Annotated in this window: 15 protein-coding genes; 5 read left to right on the top strand and 10 right to left on the bottom strand. The window is 38.8% G+C overall.

Translation table 11 applies throughout. The features are described from left to right. The 5 genes from DW862_RS09130 to DW862_RS09110 all read left to right on the top strand — a co-directional run bounded on the left by DW862_RS09130 (window position 1) and on the right by DW862_RS09110 (window position 5,434). Window positions 1-2,703: a TonB-dependent receptor gene (locus tag DW862_RS09130; protein WP_120067904.1), complete on the top strand. Its 2,703-nt coding sequence runs from the start codon at window positions 1-3 to the stop codon at window positions 2,701-2,703. Window positions 2,704-2,710: 7 nt separating this feature from the next. Then, window positions 2,711-3,709, top strand: coding sequence for a DUF4249 domain-containing protein (locus DW862_RS09125; protein WP_004307958.1), 999 nt, complete (start codon window positions 2,711-2,713; stop codon window positions 3,707-3,709). Window positions 3,710-3,897: 188 nt separating this feature from the next. After that, window positions 3,898-4,179, top strand: a complete 282-nt coding sequence (locus DW862_RS09120; RefSeq protein ID WP_004321999.1) for a LysO family transporter — start codon at window positions 3,898-3,900, stop codon at window positions 4,177-4,179. Continuing rightward, window positions 4,176-4,784: a lysine exporter LysO family protein gene (locus DW862_RS09115; RefSeq protein ID WP_004307956.1), complete on the top strand. Its 609-nt coding sequence runs from the start codon at window positions 4,176-4,178 to the stop codon at window positions 4,782-4,784. Before DW862_RS09120 ends, DW862_RS09115 begins: the two co-directional genes overlap by 4 nt. A 293-nt stretch (window positions 4,785-5,077) precedes the next feature. Beyond that, a complete protein-coding gene (locus tag DW862_RS09110; RefSeq protein ID WP_004316265.1) occupies window positions 5,078-5,434 on the top strand; it encodes a hypothetical protein in 357 nt (118 codons plus the stop codon). A gap of 75 nt (window positions 5,435-5,509) precedes the next feature. On the opposite strand, the gene DW862_RS09105 is transcribed toward DW862_RS09110, so the two are convergent. From DW862_RS09105 to DW862_RS09060, 10 genes are all read right to left on the bottom strand, one after another. Then, complete coding sequence (locus DW862_RS09105) at window positions 5,510-7,516, bottom strand: glycoside hydrolase family 97 protein (RefSeq protein WP_120067902.1); 2,007 nt, start codon at window positions 7,514-7,516, stop codon at window positions 5,510-5,512. Between the two features lie 23 nt (window positions 7,517-7,539). Then, complete coding sequence (locus DW862_RS09100) at window positions 7,540-9,648, bottom strand: glutaminase family protein (RefSeq protein ID WP_120067900.1); 2,109 nt, start codon at window positions 9,646-9,648, stop codon at window positions 7,540-7,542. A gap of 33 nt (window positions 9,649-9,681) precedes the next feature. Further along, window positions 9,682-11,151: an endo-alpha-N-acetylgalactosaminidase family protein gene (locus DW862_RS09095; RefSeq protein WP_120067898.1), complete on the bottom strand. Its 1,470-nt coding sequence runs from the start codon at window positions 11,149-11,151 to the stop codon at window positions 9,682-9,684. 27 nt (window positions 11,152-11,178) lie between these two features. Further along, window positions 11,179-13,218, bottom strand: coding sequence for a hypothetical protein (locus tag DW862_RS09090; protein ID WP_120067920.1), 2,040 nt, complete (start codon window positions 13,216-13,218; stop codon window positions 11,179-11,181). Window positions 13,219-13,310: 92 nt separating this feature from the next. Beyond that, entirely contained in the window at window positions 13,311-14,828 is a 1,518-nt protein-coding gene (locus DW862_RS09085; protein ID WP_120067896.1) for a DUF1735 domain-containing protein, read from the bottom strand. Window positions 14,829-14,846: 18 nt separating this feature from the next. Further along, window positions 14,847-16,778: a RagB/SusD family nutrient uptake outer membrane protein gene (locus DW862_RS09080; protein WP_120067894.1), complete on the bottom strand. Its 1,932-nt coding sequence runs from the start codon at window positions 16,776-16,778 to the stop codon at window positions 14,847-14,849. Window positions 16,779-16,811: 33 nt separating this feature from the next. Further along, window positions 16,812-20,060, bottom strand: a complete 3,249-nt coding sequence (locus DW862_RS09075; protein ID WP_371414106.1) for a TonB-dependent receptor — start codon at window positions 20,058-20,060, stop codon at window positions 16,812-16,814. Between the two features lie 280 nt (window positions 20,061-20,340). After that, window positions 20,341-21,321 (bottom strand): FecR family protein, encoded by a 981-nt coding sequence (locus tag DW862_RS09070; protein ID WP_120067890.1) that lies wholly within the window; start codon window positions 21,319-21,321, stop codon window positions 20,341-20,343. A 73-nt stretch (window positions 21,322-21,394) separates the two neighbouring features. Then, window positions 21,395-21,964: an RNA polymerase sigma factor gene (locus DW862_RS09065; RefSeq protein ID WP_120067888.1), complete on the bottom strand. Its 570-nt coding sequence runs from the start codon at window positions 21,962-21,964 to the stop codon at window positions 21,395-21,397. A gap of 28 nt (window positions 21,965-21,992) precedes the next feature. Next, the gene (locus DW862_RS09060; RefSeq protein ID WP_120067886.1) at window positions 21,993-23,060 is read right to left on the bottom strand and encodes a DUF2027 domain-containing protein; all 1,068 of its coding nucleotides are present in this window, start codon (window positions 23,058-23,060) and stop codon (window positions 21,993-21,995) included. Between the last annotated feature and the right edge of the window lie 155 nt (window positions 23,061-23,215).

The following is a 23,215-nucleotide window of genomic DNA, read 5'->3' as shown; positions in this document are numbered from 1 at the left end:
ATGAATATTATATTCCAAGATCGCTTCCCTATCAGAACCATTGTTCTGATAGGGGTAGCACTCCTTATCACCACACAAATATACGCGCAAAATGCGGACGCCCGACTTTCGCTGACACTACGAAACGCCACATTGAAAGAATTCGTCAAACGGATTGAGAATTCAACCGGATATTCTTTTATCTACAGTGAGGAAATTACCATAAAACATAAAATCAATTTGCAGGTAAAGGATAAGCCTTTGCGTGAGATACTTGACCTTGCGTTCAAAAATGAGCAGATCAGTTATCAGTTCACCGGCCGACATATCCTTCTGCAAAAGAAAAAAGAATCAAAAACTGTAAGCCGCAAGTTCACTATCAGCGGATATGTCACTGATGGGACGTCTTCCGAGACGTTGATTGGAACCAACATCATTGAGAGTCATCAAAATCAAGGAACAACCACCAATCCTTACGGTTTTTACAGCATCACCCTGCCCGAAGGAGAAACCGAACTGCGTTTCTCCTATCTGGGCTATGCCACAGAAGTGCATCATTTTACGCTCTCACAAGATACATTATTAAATATCCGCATGCAGGGTAACACGCAATTGCAGGAAGTAGTCATCGTTTCCGACAAAACCGAGACAGGAACTATAGCCACCCAGATGGGATCTATCGAGATTCCAATGACGCAAATAAAAAATACTCCGAGCATACTGGGAGAAGCAGATGTAATGAAAGCCATCCAACTGATGCCCGGCGTACAGGCTGGAGTAGATGGATCTGCCGGACTGTATATACGTGGTGGAAGCCCGGATCAAAATCTAATCTTACTTGACGGGATTCCTGTATATAACGTAGACCATATGTTCGGATTCTTTTCGGTTTTTACTCCGGAAGCCGTCAAAAAAGTAACACTATTCAAAAGTTCTTTTCCGGCACGTTTCGGCGGACGACTTTCTTCTGTCATCGACGTCCGTACCAATGACGGAGATATGCAGAAATACCACGGCACACTTAGTATCGGACTACTAACTAGCAAAATCAACCTGGAAGGTCCGATTGTGAAAGGGAAAACGTCTTTCAATATTTCCGCCAGACGTTCGTATGTCGACCTCATCGCTAAACCATTCATGCCGGATGACGAGGAATACAGTTATTATTTTTATGACATCAATGCCAAAATCAATCATAAGTTCTCCGACCGGAGCCGCGTCTATCTATCTGCCTACAATGGAAAGGATCATTTTGCTGCCAATTATGATGGAAATACAGATTTCAAAGACGGAAGCAAAATGAATTGGGGAAACACGATTCTTTCTGCCAGATGGAACTATGTATTCAACAACCGTTTATTCTGCAATACGACAGTCTCCTACAGCAACTATTTATTCGACATCAACTCATATACCAACAATCAATATTTCGGCAGTAGCGGTACATCATTTACCAACCGGTATTCAGCCGATTACCGTTCGGGAATCAATGATTGGAATTACCAGATCGACTTCGATTATAATCCATCTCCCAAACACCACCTCAAATTTGGAACAGGATATATCTATCATCGTTTCCGCCCGGAAGTTATGACCTCTAAAATCTCCAATAAGACAGGAGATAAAATAGACCTGGACACAACCTACCACAGCATAGCCAACAACCGGATTTACGGACATGAGTTATCCGCTTACCTGGAAGACAACATCAAGATGAATGATCGTCTGCGCCTGAATCTCGGACTGCATTTCTCATTGTTTCATGTGCAAAAACAAAGTTACTTTTCCTTGCAACCACGTGTTTCCGCACGCTATCAATTGGGAAAAGATGTAACCCTGAAAGCATCTTATACCCAAATGAGCCAATATGTACATTTACTATCGTCAATGCCCATTGCCATGCCTACGGATTTATGGGTTCCGGTCACTAAAAAGATCAAGCCAATGCGCTCCCACCAATATTCATTGGGCGGATACTATACGGGAATCAAAGGATGGGAATTCTCGGTAGAAGGGTATTATAAGGATATGTATAATGTGCTGGAATATAAGGAAGGCGTCAGTTTCTTCGGTTCTTCCTCCGGTTGGGAAAACAAAGTGGAAATGGGCAAAGGACGTTCGGCCGGCATTGAGTTTATGGCACAGAAAACCCTTGGAAGAACAACGGGATGGTTGTCCTACACTTTATCCAAAAGTGATCGTCAGTTTGCCAAAGGCGGTATCAACAACGGTGAACGGTTCCCATATAAATATGACCGAAGACACAATATCAACCTGACAATCAACCATAAGTTCAGCGACCGTATCGACATCGGTGCTTCCTGGGTGTTCTATACAGGTGGAACAAGTACAATCCCTGAAGAGAAAACCGCTGTCATCCGTCCTAGTGACGGCACAAACAACGGATTTGGAGGAGGATATGGATATGGAGGTTATTTTGATTCAAACATAACTTCACCCACCATCGGAGAAGCTTCATATGTGGAGCATCGTAATAATTACCGGTTACCAGCCAGTCACCGGTTGAATGTGGGAGTCAATTTCAACAAAAAGACCAAACATGGTATGCGTACCTGGAATATCAGTCTGTATAATGCATATAATGCGATGAATCCTACTTTTGTATATCGCAGCACCAGCAAAAACGATCCCAACAAACCGATTATCAAGAAGTATACTATACTTCCATTAATTCCGTCATTCACTTACACTTATAAATTCTAAACCCATTATGAGAACTCGTATATGTTATCCATTTATCCTGTTAATAGCATTGCTGACAACAGTTTCTTGCGAAAACGAACTCCCTTTTAGTGTAAAGGACAATCCCCCCAAACTAGTGATGAACGCACTAATCAACGCAGACAGTCTGACCAACGTTCTCTATCTCAATTTCACGGGAAGAGGATACGCCACTCATGTAGAAAATGCCACGGTGGAAGTACGTGTTAACGGACAGTTATCAGAAAGTTTACGTCCGCTCCCACCCCAAACGGAAGGAGATATGCAATGCCGTTTCCATATTTCCAGCAAATTTACTCCCGGAGATGTAGTTCGTATTGACGCCCTCACAGACGACGGACAATATCACGCATGGGCTGAAGTGACCGTACCACAGCGTCCACATGAAATAGCTGATATCGATACGGTCACCATTCCAATGACAAAGTATTATTATACGCAGAATTTTCTCCGATACAAAATCAATATCAAAGATCGATCCAACGAAGATAATTACTACCGGCTTATCATGGATAAGCAAATGACAGTGAAAGACTATAATGAAGAAACAGGGGAATTTGTCAGCCGGACAATACATCGCTATCATTTTATATCCCGCGAGGATATTGTGCTGACAGACGGACAGCCCACCAACAGCGATGACGAAGACAACGGCATGTTCGACACCGTAAAGAATATATATGGTGTATTCGACGACTCACGATTCAAAAATACATCTTACACAATGACGGTTTACAACCAGACAGATATTGACGGATTTCCTGAATACGGCACCAATGTAAAGATGGATATTATTGTACGTCTTTTAAGCATCACGGAAACAGAATATTACTATCTGAAAGCACTTAACCTGGTAGATTCCGACGCTTACGATGAAACAATAAATGAACCAATCAAGTACCCCAGCAATGTACATGGAGGAATTGGGATGATTGGAATCAGTACGGAGACAAGTAAGATCATTCATATAGAAAAACCACAACGATGAAAACAAATCATAAATTATGGATAGCAGACTGCGATAAACCGTAGTTTTGAAGATTCACCGTCTGTCAATGCCGCTTGCGTGGATGATATGGTCGAATGTCTGTCAATAGCCATGAAAGAAATCGTGGAAGAGATTAGCCAAGATTTACATTTAATACTATCTTTGCAGCCAAAAAGCAGGCACTAACTATGTTTATCATTATTGGAATTATGCTGACAGGCATGCTTCTTGGCTACTTGTTACGCAGTAAAAGACTATCATGGATACACAAGATAATCACTCTCCTTATATGGATTCTTCTCTTTCTTCTCGGAATAGATGTAGGGGGTAATGAATCTATCATCAAAGGATTACACACTCTTGGACTGGAAGCTGTTGTCATCACGGTAGCTGCAGTCATAGGAAGTACTTTATGTGCATGGGGCTTGTGGTACCTATTATATAGTAAAGGAAAGGAGACAAAAGCATGAAAGGTAGTTTGATTATTGTCTCTTTTTTCATTATCGGCACTCTTTGTGGAGTTTACCATCTTATCCCATACGACTTCACCGACAGTAAACTTAGTTACTATGCCCTCTGCGGACTCATGTTCTGCGTAGGTATCAGCATCGGTAACGATCCGAACACCCTGAAGAGTTTTCGGTCCCTGAATCCCCGGCTTGTATTCCTTCCTATCATGACGATACTCGGCACATTAGCAGGCTGCGCCATAGCGGGAGCTTTTATGAGCCAGCGAAGTCCTTTAGACTGTATGGCAGTTGGAGCCGGATTTGGTTATTACTCGCTCTCCAGCATATTTATCACCGAATATAAAGGTCCCGAATTGGGAACTATCGCATTACTTTCCAATATCATGCGTGAAATTATCGCTTTGCTGTGTGCACCCTTATTAGTGAAATATTTTGGAAAGCTAGCTCCTATTTCTGTTGGTGGAGCCACAACGATGGATACCACTCTTCCTATCATTACCCGATATTCGGGAAAGGAATTTGTAATCATTTCCATCTTCCATGGCTTTGTTGTCGATTTCAGCGTTCCGTTCCTAGTCACATTCCTTTGCTCAATATCATTTTAACAGCAATAAATCCTAAAATAGAGAAATACTCTACTATCGTTTTCGCACACGTATTACAAAAATGTTTCATAAAAAGGTATTTTTATATCAAAAAGCAGATCATCTCTTGACTTACATCAAGAAATCAGCCTAAAAAGAATCTTTTCCTTTTCTTTATTTTTATGCTATAAAACATATTCTTATATTTGCATAGGTAAAAAGAAAAAACTAAGCGCTTAGACAGTATTTTCAATAGGTATTAGATTTGTTTTTAGGAATAGTTTTTAGGTATAACAATTAAAAAAGTAGGTATTATGAAACGTTTAGGATTAACATTAGTGGCAGCGCTCTGCCTTGCTGCTTCAACATTTGCAGCCGGAAATCAGCCTACAACTGCAAAATGGGAAGGTAACATCAATGTAAGTAAACTAGGCAAATATTTAAAGTTAAACTCCGATCAGAGTGAAGAAGTAGCCAATATTTGCGATTATTTCTCCACACAGATGTCAAGAGCTACAACAGCGAAGAAAGATAAAGAAGCAAAATTGCGCAACGCTGTTTATGGTAACTTGAAACTGATGAGAAAGACTCTTAGTGCTGAACAGTACGCCAAGTATGCAGCATTGATGAATATCACTTTACAGAATAAAGGTATTGAACTGAATAAGTAAAATGATTAATATGTAAAAGAGAGAGAGGGTGGAAGCCGGTTGGCTTCCACTTTTTTTATATCTCTTTATCCTCATCTATTCACATGGTTTTATCTTCATCGCATATCCGCCCCCCGGATACATTACAATTTTAAGCTTCTTATCAACTGGCAACTTTTTCATTATTTTACGATAGTCAGAAGCGTTTCTATCCGAATTCAAACCATCACAAAAGATTTCTACATAATAATCTGCATTCGGCAAAAAAGACAAATCAACCAGAGTCTTACGAATCGACCAATCATTCATACCTCCTACATACCATACATCTCCTTTACGACGAGCAATGTGAATATAGTGAGAAAGTTTACAATCCAGCGAACGAGTCTCATCCCAAACAGTAGGAACAGATGATATAAAATCAGTGCATTCTTGTTCTTTCATGTACCGGGTAGGTGAATCACATAACATATTCAAGGGAGAATTAAAGACTACATACCCCGCCATTTGACGGCATCGTGTACCTTGACTCATAGGGTTACTATAAACCGGATGATAACTTCCCTGAACTGTATTCTGCATCGCTCCTTGTGTATAATCCACAGGTCCTGCCATCATTCGTATAAACGGAAATTGCAAATCATAAGTAACCTGATCACATTCTACCGGCCTCCATTTCATTTGCTCCAATCCATGTACCCCTTCAAAATTCATCACATTCGGATAAGTCCGTTGAATCCCAAAAGGCTTACAAGCACCATGATAATTAAGAATCATGTGATATCTGGAACATAATTCCGCTGCTTCCCACATAAAGCGAATCATATCCTGATCATCCCTATCCAGAAAGTCTACTTTAAAACCTTTCACTCCCATTTCTGCATAGTGCTTCACCACTTTTTCCATATCCCGGTGAAATGCCCAATAACCAGCCCATAAAATAATATCTACATTCCTACTTTTAGCATAAGAGACCAACTCTGTCAAATCAATTTCAGGAATAACCTGCAACATATCCGCCTGCTGATTTACTGCCCAACCTTCATCCAAAATGACATACTCAATCTGATTTTTAGCAGCAAAATCAATATAATACTTGTAAGTCTCATTATTTATTCCTGCCCGAAAATCCACTCCGGAAATATTCCAATCATTCCACCAATCCCAAGCGACCTTGCCTGGTTTAATCCATGAAATATCTTTCAGTAAGGAAGGTGCCGCTGTCAAGTAAACCAAATCATTATCCAGCAATTCCCTATCCTGCTCGGTTATCGTAAATATTCTCCAGGGAAACGTACGCTTTCCATTAGTGCGGGCAATATAATCATAACGTTTCATCACTATTTGCTGTAGTTGATTATGTCCTCCCTGCTCTGTTTTCTCTGGCAAAGGCGCCCAAACACCTTTCATTGAAAAGCTATCAGGATTACTTTGCAGAAACATACCGGGATAATCCCAAAGGTCACTTTCTGTAATACATACCTTTTCAACATTATCCGGTAGCTCCACTAAAAAAGGATAAAAAATTAACCGTCTATTATTCAGTTGGGGTAACAGTTGATTATCATAAGTATTCTCAAAAGAATTTAAATACTGACTAAACAAATTGTTATCATCTCCATAATTACTGTAAGCGGCATAACCTTTAGTTCCTGATGGAAAATGAAAAACTGCTTTCTCATTATTAATAACAATCTCCTTTTCCTTGAAATCTGTTACAAAACGATAAGCGACTCCCTGATTATAACAACGGAAAACAACTGAATAGTTACCTTTAAAACTAGCAGTCAATTCATTATAAATATTACTAACTTCCTCTTTTATATATATGGGAGATGAAATTTTCTCTGCCACCGAACGCCTGTTTATACTCTTTATTTTTGGATTTTCTCCTAATATACCAATAAAACGGACATCCATGCCAATTGCAGACGGTTGAAGCACTGTCGTTCCATTCCGCGTAATGGCGATCTCCAATTCTTTACCTATCATAACCTGAAGTTCGGTTTTCATATCCGGTGATTGTACATGTAATACTTTTTGTCCCCAACTTACTACAGGTGACAACAAAATACATAACAACAGTTGATACTTGATTTTCATTTTATCAATCGAATTATTTATTTTTATTCACCCTTCAGACGTCTCTCCAGCATTTTCATGAAATAACCACCGACTACTGAGCGCGCGCGAAACACCTTCACTTCGGGGCGGTCCGTATACATCCAGTCAGTCATCGGTACACGATCAGGGGTTGTAGCCATAAACAAATAAACAGGATCTATAAACTTCTCGAATGTTTCCATATCCGGAGCTAAAGTGGCTGTCCATATAATCCAATCAGTCTTGGTATAAGTTTCACGATTATCCAACGGCAGACCATATTTATTCTGCACTGAAAGATAATAAGGTATTTCTGTCTGTACTACTTTGTCTGGAAATATCCGCCAATCCATCAGTTTATCCCATACCAAATTATATTTCTGACTCCATGTTCCCGGTTTGTCAAACGCCAATCGATAATGATCTCCGTCATCAGCCATCTTCATCCATTCCAAAGCCATCTCTTTTGCTTTTTGCATATAGCTTTCACTTAGTTCTTTATTACCCAGATTACCAGCCAGATACCCATAAGATGCTACCCCTAAGATTGCTTTAATGGAAAGATTAGCATTATGGGCCAAATGCCCGGCAAAATCATCTGTACAGAGTTGGTTTGCAGGATCAAGACCATTATTAAGTAAATAATCCGCCCAAGCAGTCAATGTTTTCCAATGTTTTCGGGCATAATCTGCATTTCCTTCTACAGCGGCAATCGACGCTGTTAAAATCAACATATTACCAGATTCTTCTATTGGCATTTCTCCAACATATGTTTCACCATTAGCAAGCGGGTAAGTTCCAACATCATGGGCTGCAAACGGTTTAGTCCATCTGCCACTCTCATTATAATAAAAAATAGGATTCAACATACCTTTAACCAGTTCCGGATTATAAAGCAGAAACAAAGGAGCTGAAGGATAAGTAATATCCACTGTACCAATAGATCCATTACTGGAATTTTCTTTTGAAAGGAACAGTAAATCTTTATTAGGAGCTTCTACCAGTTTATGTGCCGCAATTGCCTGACGATATGCTAAAGCACAAAGTTCGGCATATTTACGTCCTCCTGTTTCAGCCGCCTCTTTCATTAACTGATAATCGAAAGCCATACATCTCTTCATTAATTTCTCATAATCCGAATTCGCCTTATGAAATTGAGATAGGATTGTTTCTGTTCCCTTCCGATTCCAGTAAGGGCGCAAGTTCTCCCCAAAATACTGAATTGAGAATATATCATCATATCCAATTAAGAAACGCCCTTCCGACTTTCTAATAGCTCCCAAAGAACAAACTAAAGCCATTCGCTGGTTTTCTCCTTTAGTGTTGGCTACACCACTATAAAAATCGGTATCTCCCTTTAAAAAACTTTCGCGAAGCTCATTAGGATTTCCAACAGCAGCAAGAGTATTATGACCGTCTGCACCTAAATAGAAATATCCCCAATCAATACGAACATCATCGCCTTTCGTACCAAGGATATTCTGTTGCTGCGTACCACTTTTGAGAAAAACAAAACCATCTTTAGTAAAAGTCTCTGAAACAGACAACTGGTTTGGAAGATTCATAGCCCAACGCGGAGACACTTCTATATAAAGTTCCACATTGTGTGTGTTACCATCATCAGCTTTCATTTCATAAGAAAGATAATTTACCGGGCGGGCTACTAACTCAAGATCATCCATCAAAAAAGGGGCGGTAAAGGTCAAATCCAATTGAACCGGGCCACAAGCAAACTGATAAATCGTTCTTGTCGGCTGTACATCGACAGAGAGTTGACGAGCCGTCTGTGTGAAATAAGATACCCTATCCTCTTCAACAGACAAACTTGAAGTATCGCCATTCATACTCACCATCAGATCATCATCTTCTATTCCCATAAAACGATATGGTACTCCATCTACTTTCACAACACCTATCAAAGGAAAATTTTGCCCTGTCCAATGTTTCAAAGAAGAATCATACAGATTATCCCCAAAGGACCAAACACTAGTGTAAGGATCTATCGTCACTAAAGGATAAGCAGGAGCACGCAACTCATTCTTATCAATATGATATGCCTCTTTATTATTGCAACTTAACAATAATAAAACCATTAATACTCCCGGAAAAATCCAGGATTTTATAATCTTCATATAGAGTTTAAATATTAAATGATGATTTTATTTTTATTCCACAGGTTGGATTGAATACATTTCGTTTGCATTCAGTGTCAGAGTGATCTGTCCATTGCTAACCGCTAAAATTTGGGCACTCCCTAACCCATTCTCGGTTACAGGATATATTGTCACCTGTTTTATTCCAGTCCAATCAGAAGGCAATGTCCATTTCATAGCAGAGTAGCCTTTCTCTGAAAAAGCGATAATCTCCTTGTGGTCTTTTATCCATGTCACAGGAATAAACAAATTATTATCCCGACGTACCAGGTTTCCGTCTTTTATAAGCGTTTTATTTTGTCCGTTTACAACTAATCCATCAGAATAGATTACGGTTTTAGTATCAGCATTATAACTTTCTACTTTATATTTATTCAAGTAAGCCCATTGCAAAGTAGTGATACAGAATTGCTTTTTAAATTCCGTAAAATTCGTATTTGTACTTATTATTTCTTCGCCATGCATATTATCACCAAACAGGAAAGCTGTATCCCATATAGTTCCATACAAACCACTACGTCCTCCACAAGCCAGTTCCGGACTAATTGTACAACGTTCTTCAGCCGTCAGATCGCTATACCACGCTGCCGGTTGTAAACCATAAAAAGCATCAGTACGTTGATACCCCTTATAAAACTCACTTGTTACATCTATCCCCTTATCGCGCCAATAACGAAAAATCTTCCTCATTACTTCAGTCGTCATTTCTTTCGAATACCCGTGATAAGGACTTTCGCGCGGTTCAAATGCATCAATATGCACAGTCTTTGAGGAAGTCAGATCCAGCAGTTCTATCACTTCGTCTATACGTTTCTTGGTATATCCTTTCTTCCATTCATTAACCAGGCATACTTGAAAGTTAGGCATATTATTATAAGATCCCCATTGTAAAAAAGTGCCGTCCGCATTTCGACAAAGCAAATCTTGTTTCACATACGTATGCCATAACGGACTATTCGTATAAGCATCCGTCAAATTGATGTGAACAGAAATTATTGTATTATACTTGGCAGCCTCTTTTTTCAACCAAAGATAACTATCACGCGCAGTCTTATCTTCCGGTCTTTTTAGTGCTTCATTAAATACATTAAAGGCTGGATATTTGTCATCATGTCCATTAAATTGCCACCCCACGAGATATAGTATTTTTGTAATACCACGCGTTAGATTATCAATCTTCTTCACATTATCTAATACATCATTATATCCCAATTTCTTAATAGTACCTCCTTGAAGGTCAGGTTGCGCAAGAAACATTTTCATCAACATAGAAGTATGATAAGAAAGCATATAGGGACGTTCCGGTTTCCCGGTTTTTGTATAGTCATATTTCTCTCCCGAAATATTATCAACAAACTCCTCATCTTCTTCATTCTTTACTACTGAAGTTCGTTCTTCATTGCTACAAGCACTACTAACTGTTGATACCATAACAAACAGCAAGAAATATATAAGGCATAGACGATAACTAAAATTCTTCATTATAATATTTATTAGATGGTTATTATATTATTTTAATCGTACTTGGACGGATTTTCCAACCGTTGAAGAGTATGATTTCCAAATCTTACCTTCTCTCTTTATTAATATCTTAATCCCATTACCATTCCGAATGACACGAATATCAAAAGGTTTTGTATCAAACGCGTACACATTTTTGAGTTCCATAAAATCCCATTCATCCGGTAGTTGGGGGGTCAACACAAATGTATGTAACCCCGTCGGACGGATGCCAAACATACCCTCTATGATAATTCGACAATAAAGACCGCTTTCTGCAGACAAATGGCGCTGATTACCTTCCGGCCAGGCTTCTATCGGATAAGGTACATGATTACCTAATAATCGTTGTGCGGAATAACGTTGTAAATACCGGGTTGCTTTCTCACGCTCACCAGCAGCATAAATACCCCTTAAAGCATATAAAGCAGGCCGATCCCAATAAGTAGAAGTGCCCGTTTGCGACAATAAACCATTCTCCGTCCATAGATGTGGAGAGAGCAATGCATTGACAGTCCCTTCCTTACGGTCAAAGATACCAGCCACCAATGGCACGCATATCCAAGAACGAAGTAGATCGTTACCTTTATAATAACGGTATGTTTCATACCCTTCTATATTCGCTTCAAAATAGCGGGCTATATTCTTTCTTAGTATTTTTGCTTCTTTCCGGTATCCATTAGATAGTGACACAGGCTTTCCCAGTTCTTCACTTAAATAGCTGGCAGAAAGAAGAGCGTCATAGTACAAAGTAGATGTATTAAGATTTGCATCTCCTGCCGGGAAGCGATTCTCCATCTCATCGGTATCTGAAATTACCACACCTTCATCATTAAGTTTTCGTTTACAATACATCAGACACCATTCTATCAAAGGCCACAATTCATTTGCAACGTTAATGTCTCCTAACTCCAAAGCAAAACGTGCTGCACCATAAGCAATCATCGCCGCATCTCCACGATCACCGGCACCATTCCAAATATCTTTTCCTTCTGCTATTATTGAACTCGGAATCGGATTATATTCAGGATTCATAAAACGTGCAAAATGCCGATAAGAATTGATAGCCGCCTCATTACCCGTTTCATACCCAAGAAAAGGAAAAAAAGGATTAACATATTCCGCCTGATCGTTTGCCCAAATAGCTGCATAATAAGCTTCACCGCCCGGCCCATGCATCAACCCGCCACTTGTACGATAAATGCTTTCCGATGCACGGATTTTAGCAAAAGCAAAAGCCGTATTCAAGGTTGTATCAGGAGAACAAAAATCCAGATTATTCCACACTTGTTTTATAAAGTTATCTCGTGAACTAAATTCTGCATCTATATTCGGCAATAGTTCCGTCTGACCTCTTTTATAAGCCTGAATCGATGCCCCAAAAGTGATGGATTCACCACTTCCAAGCAAAAATACGTCCTCTTTACCTACAACAGTAGAAGCCACTAATGTATAACTTCCATCCACTCCCTGATCCGACTTTGTCTGATACACAACACGAGAATGAGGAAGCAATACTTCCACCTTTTCATTTCCCATATTCTTAACAGTATATCGCTCGCACAACATCGGCTTGTCAACAGAAGGAAAAAAGACGCGAGTTAATTCTATCGCAGGAACAAGCTCTCCGCCTGCCTTGGTTCCTCTTGTATGTCCGACTGTAAACTCACTGACTACCGTCAACTTTCCATCCAATCGTATTGACTTTACCTGCTCATTATTCAAGGTTAATCCATTTACCTGTAACATAGCCAAAAAATCAACAGAAAAACGACGGGTCAAGCTAGCATGAGTATCATTAGGAATCGTACGCAACATAGGCCATACCACCGAACGTTCCAAGGAAAAAGTACCATCAGCATTCACACCATAACGAAGCACGGTAGCGACCATTTCACCCCCCATTTCTATATGATCATAGTGGGGAATATTCTGTCCTATACTCCATTCTATCGATTGGTCCGGTTGAATCTGCCAACGAGACTGTCCATCCATTTCACAGAATAGTAATAACCCCACAAATAAAAAAACTAGTTTAGCAATTTTCATTCTTTGTATATTTAAATGCAAGAACATAAAATGTATATTTATAAATCCCATCATCGTAATCATCATATCCATACAATGATGGGAATATTATTTTAATCGATTGGTTGTCCGTCAACAGAAGTCACTTTCTTCATAGAAAACTCCCAAATAGCCGTACGATCAGCATTTCCACTTGGAATAGCTTCCATCTTCACATATCTAGTTTTCAACTGATTATCAAGCATATCATTCGGTATTTCTCCCCAATACAGACCATCTTCCGGGAAACTAATAGAAGCAACTTTGATCCAGTTGACAGTAGCGTCATACTCTTTCAGGCGATTATGCAGTCCCCGATATTCTTCTCCTTCTCCCTGATACCCCGAAAGTATATTCCAGTCATTATCAGACAGGGCAGCATTTACATCATCGGTAGTAATATAGAAGTTAGCACCACCAGCTTTTACATCCCATTTGGAGAACGCACCTAATTGTGCTATGAAATAAGGATATCCAAGATCAATTACAACATACGGATTTCCATAATTTCCACCATGACTATCATTCACATATCCCATCCAACCGAAATTATTAGAGGCATTACCATCGAACAGATAAGAATAAGCATGTCCCCATGGTTCATAAGTCAATGTTCCATAAGCAACTTTCCACTTCGATTTATCCGTCACTTCTGCATTGGTATAAGTATGGAAACCACAAATCAATAACATTTCATCTTTATCTGTATTTGCAGTTTCAGAAAGAGCTAATAATCTGATAGGCAGCACATAAATCACTCCACTATTATTCTTCTTAGCTTCATAAATCTTATCCGGATAAAAAGTTATATTAGCAACAATACTTGTGGCAGATTCCCCCATTGAAATAAGACTATTCGGCAATTCATACATATCAGATTCCAAAACTTTATATGGTATTCCTTCAGGAATACCATATTTTTCATCCAAATCAGCTTGAGAAATTAAATCCAATTGTATATCAGTAGCCAATGCACCTTTCTTCACAATACTAACCGGTACTACATGATAAGTTTCAGCACTGTTTAATATCAGTTGTTCTCTACTCTCTCCAAACGATACGACTACAGGAGACACATTGCATCGAAGTAATACTTTATTTTTATCAGCATTAACTGAATCGCTAGCACTAACTAAATGTACCGGCAACACATATTCGACATTAGCTCCTCCCTCTTTAATAGCACCATAGATTTTCTTAGGTTTAAAAGTAACACGAATTGTTTTTCCTGTTTCATCCCCCAAAATAGATACAGCCTCATCTACTATCACATACATATCCTTGGACAAGACCCGATAATTAGTCCCTTGTTTATCATTATACTCCACATCTACTTCATCCTGTGTTAGTACTTCCAAAAAAGCATTTGCTTCCAAATCTTTGCGCAAACCACCTTTTATCACTGTCAACTGATACTCGTATGTCTCTTCTTCCACAGACATGATAACCTCTTGCGAACCAGTTTCCTTTATTGATAAAATCTTATGATATTCATCCGGAACCAGTTCGTCATACTTTCCATCCAGATCATTACAAGATAGAAACAGACCCAGACATCCTAACAACCAGATATTCAGAATATATTTTTTCATACTTCAGCATTTTTCAAATTAATATTTAGGAGCTTGTTTCAAATGCGGATTATTATAAATTTCGCTAGCATTGACAGGAAGCAAATACATACGATCATCCCATTGAAATGGCTGATCCACTTTCGTCCGTCGATTAAACTCTTCAAAAGTAGGATTCTCCTTTTCTATTGCATTCAATCCTTCACGAACTCCCGCCTTAAATAATTGTGGAGCAATCATCCAGCGACGTGCATCGTAATAACGGTGCCCTTCAGCAAACAATTCAACAAAACGCTCATTACGTATCCAATCCATCAACGGCATTTCATTTAAATCTTTTGCTCCTATTGCAGAAATACCTGCACGTTCCCGCACTTCATTCAAATTATCCAACGCAGGCTGTTGCTCGCCTAAAGCAGCATGACATTCAGCCAAACTCAAATATAACTCTGCCAGCCGAATGAAAGGAGTAGGTACTGAACGATAATTATACCCACCATCCTTCCGAAATGTCAAATCAGGAGCTGCCCATTTCTTCAGGAAATATCCAGTTGTACAATTATCCCGGTTAAACTTACTCGGATTATATCCCTGCTTTAAAGAATTTCTCACTTGTACAATGAGGGGAGAACCATCACATATCTTCTGTCCAAATTCATCACCATCAAACGATAGCCATGCATAAAAACGAGGTTCACGTTTCGTATTCAATTTTATAATATCTTCTCTACCTGCATATCCGGCAGATTCGAACCAGCTATCTTTTGACAATTGCGAATCATTTTCCGGTAGTTTTCCGTCAGCCGTATAAAAATGCTCCACAGCATAAAGTAATGGAGACATCGCACATACACCTCCCCAAGCAGAACCATCATTCTTTGTTACTACCCAATGAGGAACAGCTTCTACTGCATTAGTACTTAACCTATCAGTCACTATTCCCCAAATCACTTCCCGATTTCCTTCCGTTTCTGCAGAACACATCATATAGCGCATTTGCATAACCTTTTTCTTAAAATCATCACTCGTACCCGGGATATTGGGTAGATTCAATTGATGCATAGTTCGAAGGCTCTCTGAAGTCTGCAGATCAAACAAAGCCCTTCCTCCTTCAGCCAGTGCTAGATCCAATGCCTCCTGACATGCCGTTTTGGCACGTACCCATTTATCACGGCTATAGTTCAAGCTCACCAATTCCTTTCCATACCCCGGTGTTTCATAGTTTGTATTTTTCCATCCTGTAAAAGGAAAGCCACCATTCCATAAAGGAGAAGCTGCATATAAAAGTACCCTAGCCTTCAAAGCCTTACTGGCAACGGAAGTAGCACGTCCCAAATCATTGACATCCACTGTTGCAGGTAAAACTTTAGCGGCTTCATCCAACCAACCCACTATCTTATCGACACAATAATCAAAATGAGAGCGCCCGGGAAATTCGTACTTAGGTGTATTCGGCAAATAGTAATGTTCGATTATAGGAATAGGACCATATGCTTCCAACAAACGGAAATGATAATATGCCTGTAAAAACAAAATTTCAGCTTTCCAACGCTGCCTGTCATTCTGAGAAACACCAACCGGATTCAGTTCATCCAATGTCTTTAAAAACAAATGACAATGCCCCAGATAATCATAACAAGAATTCCAAGGTAAAGCAGCCGGGCCCCAATTTGAAACATAAGTAGACGAAAGTTGGTCCCAACTAACTTGTTGTCCCAGATACCCCCACAATAATGGATTCACAAATTCATCTGTAGAACTCTCCAATGCGCCCAAATTATTACAGGGTGCACTATAATTTGTACCTGAATAGCATGAATAAAGAAAGCCGATAGCATCATCTTTATCACGCATCGTATCATCAAAATCAGCCGTTTCAGGAGGTACCACATCCAAATAATTACAAGCTGTAAAACAACAGACCGGCAATATTATTTTTGCCCAATATAACATGTGTTGAATGATCTTCATAGTCTATATTATTATTGAAGTATTTCTAACTGATTAAAAAGTAAACTGAGCCCCGATATTAATAGCACGCTGTAGTGGATAAGCACTATAGGACAATTCCGGATCCCAAAGTTTAAACGGACTCCATACCGCCAGATTATCTCCACTAAGATAGATGCGGCAAAACGAAAAAGAATATCCTAATTCCAACGTTTTGAAACGTAAAAAATTACCATTACGCATCCAGAAACTACTAGGTTTCATATTATTAGCTACTTGAGAATTATTGACTCCCAATCTGGGATAAGCAGCCTCCGGATTAGGACTGGCTTCCGACCAATAATTATCGGCTATAAATTTCATCAGATTCCGGTCCTGATTCCCTACGTCTGAACAGAACGGAGCAATGTTGTCTATCATTAGTGTACGTTGGGCGGAACCATTGAAGAAAACACCGAAATCAATGTTCTTATATGTCCAGTTCAAACCAAACCCATATTGAATACGAGGTATACCTCCATAACGAGATAACATAACTTGGTCCTCTGTCGTAATAGCACCATCACCATTCACATCCCTGTATTTTATATCACCAGGCATTACTGTACTCCCCAAATTCTTTTGTGAAGGACTATTCCGTATATCATCCTCATCTTCAAATAACCCATCTGCAATATAGCCATATGTACATGACAGAGGTTTACCTGTTTTCGTTTGCCATACATAAGGGTAATCCGGTTCGTCATTATACACATATTTATTTTGTGTATACGTAAAATTACCACGTAAATCTACAAACATATCCTTTATTATTTCTTTCTTCCAGTTCACGCTTAATTCAAAGCCTTTATTATCCACTTTCCCAATATTGCTCCATGGAGTAGCATGAGCATATCCCATAATAACCGGCCATGAACCACGCTTCTGCAAAATACGGTCGCGACGGTCATGGAAATAATCGAAAGTGATACTCACCTGATCAAAAAGATTTAGATCTACTCCAATATCAAATTTTTTAGCACGTTCCCACGAAGCATTCTCCACTGCATATCCTTCTATTCCCGGACCTTTTTTAGATATATAAACTCCATCATAAGGACCGGTAGAGAATATTCCGCTTCCATCGATATTGACATTATTAATATACAAAAAATGAGCGGCACCAGCCAAAAGTCCTGTTTCATCACTTCCTACAAGACCATAAGAGCCACGAATTTTGAAGTGAGTTACAGCTGTTGAAAGGGGCTCCCAGAAACTTTCATTACTCACCGCCCAACCCAATGACATTGCTGGAAAAAACTCGAATCGATGTCCGCTAGCCAAACGTTCCGTTCCATTATAACCAAAATTAAATTCAGCAAAATATTTATTCTGATAATCGTAGGTAAAACGTCCGGATAATCCTTGATTCCTCTGTGGCAATACATCACTGCGATACTCACGCTGCATATACATTAACATACCGGAAACTGTATGGTCTTCACCAAAACGTCGATTATAATTAACACGTGCATCAAAATAAAAGGTTCTGTCAGAATAACGATTGATCGTCCCCTGTTTAATATAATCTGTTCCTTTCTGTAATAACTCAAGATAGAAAAACTCCGGATCAGAGGGATCCCAGGTATAATCCATCACTTTATAAAAATAAGGGGAAAGTGTATTTGTGTATGAAGAACTACTGTGGCTTTTCATATTTACAAGTACCGTTGCGCTCAACCCCTTAGTAATAAAATCAAGCTCTTGGCTGATACGCAAAGAAGCATTTATAGTAGAATAGTTACTCTCACTAAATGAACTCATCATAGCAGCATAGGGATTTACATTCACAGTCGACCCGGTAAGTATCGAGTTACCAAACCGAATATGATTATCGCCTTCTTCTGTCGGATAGGTGGCAGGAAAAGCCACCGGATTGGCATTATAAACAGCATTAAATATGTCAGTGGTAGAAATACCAGGACCTTTCTGGTTTCCAAACTGTGCATTCAGGTGCAAATCTATCTTTGTGGTAGAAGTAGGTTTATAAGATATGTTATTTTGAAAAATATAATTCCAATCGTTGATGTTACTATCAAAAGAATAGGTGCTCGGTACATCCAGTAAACCTGTATCATGATTTGCCTGAATTCCCATATAATAAGTTACTTTAGAACCACCACCCTGCATATTGATATTTGCACGCTGATTCATATTAAAATCCTTAAACATCAGACCATACCAGTCTACATTCGGATAAACATAGGGATTGATTCCATTCCGAGTATACTCTATAACTTCATCAGAATACTTAGGAGTAGCCGATGGAGTACGTGTAGTCAGAGCTTCATTATACAAATTCATCCACGTAGGCCCATCCACATACTCAACCCGGTTCATCGGTTTCACAAAAGAATTCTCTACTGTTACGTTAATTCTTGTACGAGTATTCTCCATTCCCTTTTTAGTAGTAATCAACATAACTCCATTTGCACCACGTGCACCATAAATAGCAGTGGCAGAGGCATCCTTCAAAATTGAGAAACTCTCGATTGATTCAGCGGGAATACGGTCCAAATCACCAGCTGATATTTCCACATCATCCATAAGAATCAATGGAGTGGCCCGTCCACCAAAAGTTCCAACTCCACGAATATAAAATTCGGATACAGAACCTGGTTCTCCACTAGTAGTAGATGAAATAACTCCCGCTAATTTTCCAGCAAAATTACTTGTTAAAGAAGAACTGGGGGCTCGTAGTTCTAACCCTTTTACAGTAGCAATAGAACCTGTCACAGACACTTTCTTTTGAGTTCCGGCACCCACAACAATCACTTCCTCCAATTCATTGGAGGATCCCATTTTCACTTCAATAAATCCCAAATCTCCTACAGGGAGCAAACGCTTATCGTAACCAATATAAGAAACTTCTAATACACTTTTATTCGTACATTCCGGAAGAGAGAACTTTCCGTCCAAATCTGTTATTACGCCTACGTCTTTCCCCCTAATCTTAACACTGGCTCCAATCAATGGTGTATTATCGGAACCATCCGTCACTATTCCGCTGATTATTCTTACGTCGTCTTTCTTATTATCTTTCCTGCTTTCTCTGATAATAGCAAATGAATTTCCATTTCTTCGATATGTCAACCCTGTAGATAAAAGTATCTTTTTCAGGAAAGTTTCAACAGGCATTTGTTTTACAGAAATAGTTATTTTTCCAACCTTTGCTAAATCAGTATCACGATAAGTAAACCTGTATACAGTCTCCTTTTCAACTTGATTTAAAACATGCTGTATACTTGTATTTTTCACAGACAATGTTATATATTCTTTTTCATTCTGTTGTTGCGCAAACAAACTCAATGGAATAAAAAATAAAAAGATATAAAACAGAATCAAATAATTATTGCTACTTTTGTAAAAGTTGCATTTAGAAGAGTTATACTCTTTCTTGACATTTTTCATTATATTATCATATAAGGTTAATACTATAATAGTACTCACAATTGTATTAACTAGAGGGGAACCGTTAGTCTGCCAACTTTTCGGTTCCTTTTTTTATGGTGCTCTTTCTTTCATCCTATTTTATTTAAAGTTATTACTCTGATTGAATCACTATTTTACCATCCTTCTCCATATAGGTAAAATCATAATGCATTTGAAGGATCTTCAATACATCATAAATATTATCTTCTTTAAAACTTCCGGTAAACAAGTCCGAATTATACTCATTCTCTAATATTTCAATTTTCATTCCATAACGTTTTTCCAGTTTATTCATGATGTCTGAGAAACAAGTTGACCGAAATACTAATTCTCCTCTCATCCAAGCAGTTTCAAACTCACCAGATGTCGGTGAAACATACAATGAATCACTCAATTTACTATAAACTACCTTTTCATGCGGCTTCATAACAATTGCATGAGCACGATCACCTGTAGTGGTCAGTTTGACGCTCCCTTCTATCAGCATCGTTTCCACATGTTCTTGTTCAGGATAAGCACAGATATTGAACTTTGTACCTAACACTTCAATATTCACATTCTCCGTGTGTACATAAAATGGTTTCTTCGCATCTTTGGCAACTTCCAAATAAGCTTCTCCTGAAAGATATACACTTCTATTTTTTAATCCGAAATCAGAGGGGTATGAAAAAGAAGTAGTAGCATTCAGATAAACTTTCGTACCGTCCGGCAATATCAGCTCCGTTTTGTCTCCACTCTCTACCTGTACTGTCAACTGCGAATTTAACAGACTATTTAGTTTTTCATTATTATAATAGAAATATATTTGAGTTCCTAGCAAAACCGGTATGATAACCGCAGCCGCAACTTTGAGAAAAGTATATAAGAAATGAGGCTGATGGGAATGGGCTGCCGGGCTTAATTTTTTCATAAAATGACTAACACCATCCGGCACGGTAACCGATGTTCCATAATTTTCCCAAACATCTGACAATGTTTGCGTTAATTCTTCGTCAGACATCTTTGCAACAGAGTCCTTTAATTCTTTACCTTCTTGAGAAGTGATAGAATTACGCACAAATTTTTCTAATAAAGTATGTGTCTTTCTTTCCATATATTAGCTGTTTCTATATAGTTAATACGAAACCGCTAATATAATCTACTATGAAAAAATTAGTTTTTTTCGATCAATAAAAAAAAAGAGTGAAAAAGAAGAGAAGAGTACCTTTTATTTCCTTCTTTAGAAGCCGTAAGGCTGTAGAAAGTTGATTATAGACAGTTTGTTCACTTATTCCCAATTTGCTAGCTATCTCTGAAGAGGTTAATCCTTCCTCCTTACTCATCTCAAAGATTTCTCGTTGCCTCGAAGTCAATTTCTCCTTTGCCCGATTTAATTCTTCTACAAAAAGATCAAAATCCAGTTTTCTTTCAATCTCGGTAGGAGTACTTAATACAGCCTCATCACAATAATTCAGATAGTCTTCAAAAAGGGGTTCACTAAGTCGCTTGCGGAATTCATCAATAATCAGATTCCGGGATATTTTGAACAAATATGATTTAAAAGAAAGATCCGGATCAATAAGCTCTCTATTGATCCAGACCTTTATAAAAGTGTCCTGGACAATACTACCAGCCAAATCAGCAGAACGTGTCATTCCTAACACAAAGCCATACAGATTCCCTGCATACATTTTATATAATGCATCAAAATCACGATATGAACCTAAACGTAGCCTTTTTAGCTGTTCTTTATCCATGTGTTTGTATCCTTGGAGACAGTGATATTTATTTAATAGTCACCATCGTAGCCCCAAACCCATATTCCTGGAAAGAAGCATCCTGATAACGGCAATTACTATATTTCCGTTTCAATTCATCAATGACAGCCTTTCGAAGTACCCCATCTCCCTTGCCGTGAATAAAGACAATCTTCTGTTCACGCTTATTCTTATAAGTTTCCATCACTTCGCGAAACTTATCCAATTGATAATTCAGTATTTCAGCATTGCCCATCCCTTGAGTATCATCCAGCAAAGAATCAATATGAAGATCTATTTCAATAATTCCGCTCTTTCCGCCATGAGTAGTATGGTTTGGTTTCACAATAGGTTGTGACTTCGGTTTATCTACAGATTTCTTCTGCAGCAGAGCCTCTTGAATCTCCTCCGCCGAAACATATACTTGTTTGGCAGGCATATCATCTTTCACAATGTCATAAATCAAAGCCGGTTCTTCAAAGAAATCAGAATCGCTAAAGGTATGAAGTTTATAGAACTTCACGGTATCGATCCGTATCTCCACACTAACAGCCGGTTTGATAGCCGCAGGCTTACCGTCCTTGAAAGCGATCAACTGAACAGCCACCCGCTCCATATCATTCAATACATCTTTGGTGAACTCTTCCAACAGCAATTTTGTATTAGGCTCCACCAAACCATGCGAACGGTTCTTCCATGCTTTTCCTTCTGCACTCAAATAAGTGTAATACAAATAATAATTGCTATCATTTACCAGATAAGTTTCAAAAGGAGTAGTCATCATCGCTTTTGCGTCTTCGGGCACATAAGCCAGAAATACATTCAAAGTATCTCCTCCACGCACCTCCGGCTGACGTTGAATAACAGGCATCTCCGGTTTTACCGGTTTAACAGGTTCTTCCGGTTTCGGCGCAGACGAACCGGGTTTACGCCTCATATTATAGTCATCTGTTTCAATCACGACACACTCGCGTATCGGCATCGGAATATCAAACCCATCTACATCTTCTACCAACACAAAATCCTTTCCCTGGAATCCAGTTACGATTCCACCGCCTACCTCACTAAGAAAGCGTACTTTATCTCCTATTTTCATTATTGTATATCCAATTAAAATTCAAACTCAAAAAAACGAGTAACAAAGATAGAGATTTCTATGAAATTAAATGGAGATTCGGTTCTAAAAACAAACCGTCTGCCTTTATTCCTCTTTTTATTGTAACTTTGCCTCTGGAAGTTACGAAAAGAGTG

It is taken from the genome of Bacteroides sp. AM37-9 (genome assembly GCF_003603455.1).
Taxonomy (GTDB): Bacteria; Bacteroidota; Bacteroidia; order Bacteroidales; family Bacteroidaceae; genus Bacteroides; species Bacteroides xylanisolvens.
The sequence above is the reverse complement of the archived record's forward strand: the minus strand, read 5'-3'. Positions and strand labels throughout refer to the sequence as shown.

Bases quoted from the DNA above. Each gene is read 5' to 3' on its own strand.
- DW862_RS09130 (WP_120067904.1), top strand. From the start codon at position 1: ATGAATATTATATTCCAAGATCGCTTCCCTATCAGAACCATTGTTCTG.
- DW862_RS09110 (WP_004316265.1), top strand. From the start codon at position 5,078: ATGAAACGTTTAGGATTAACATTAGTGGCAGCGCTCTGCCTTGCTGCT.
- DW862_RS09090 (WP_120067920.1), bottom strand. From the start codon at position 13,218: ATGAAAATTGCTAAACTAGTTTTTTTATTTGTGGGGTTATTACTATTC.
- DW862_RS09095 (WP_120067898.1), bottom strand. From the start codon at position 11,151: ATGAAGAATTTTAGTTATCGTCTATGCCTTATATATTTCTTGCTGTTT.
- DW862_RS09125 (WP_004307958.1), top strand. From the start codon at position 2,711: ATGAGAACTCGTATATGTTATCCATTTATCCTGTTAATAGCATTGCTG.
- DW862_RS09115 (WP_004307956.1), top strand. From the start codon at position 4,176: ATGAAAGGTAGTTTGATTATTGTCTCTTTTTTCATTATCGGCACTCTT.
- DW862_RS09070 (WP_120067890.1), bottom strand. From the start codon at position 21,321: ATGGAAAGAAAGACACATACTTTATTAGAAAAATTTGTGCGTAATTCT.
- DW862_RS09105 (WP_120067902.1), bottom strand. From the start codon at position 7,516: ATGAAAATCAAGTATCAACTGTTGTTATGTATTTTGTTGTCACCTGTA.
- DW862_RS09120 (WP_004321999.1), top strand. From the start codon at position 3,898: ATGTTTATCATTATTGGAATTATGCTGACAGGCATGCTTCTTGGCTAC.
- DW862_RS09080 (WP_120067894.1), bottom strand. From the start codon at position 16,778: ATGAAGATCATTCAACACATGTTATATTGGGCAAAAATAATATTGCCG.
- DW862_RS09100 (WP_120067900.1), bottom strand. From the start codon at position 9,648: ATGAAGATTATAAAATCCTGGATTTTTCCGGGAGTATTAATGGTTTTA.
- DW862_RS09065 (WP_120067888.1), bottom strand. From the start codon at position 21,964: ATGGATAAAGAACAGCTAAAAAGGCTACGTTTAGGTTCATATCGTGAT.
- DW862_RS09060 (WP_120067886.1), bottom strand. From the start codon at position 23,060: ATGAAAATAGGAGATAAAGTACGCTTTCTTAGTGAGGTAGGCGGTGGA.
- DW862_RS09085 (WP_120067896.1), bottom strand. From the start codon at position 14,828: ATGAAAAAATATATTCTGAATATCTGGTTGTTAGGATGTCTGGGTCTG.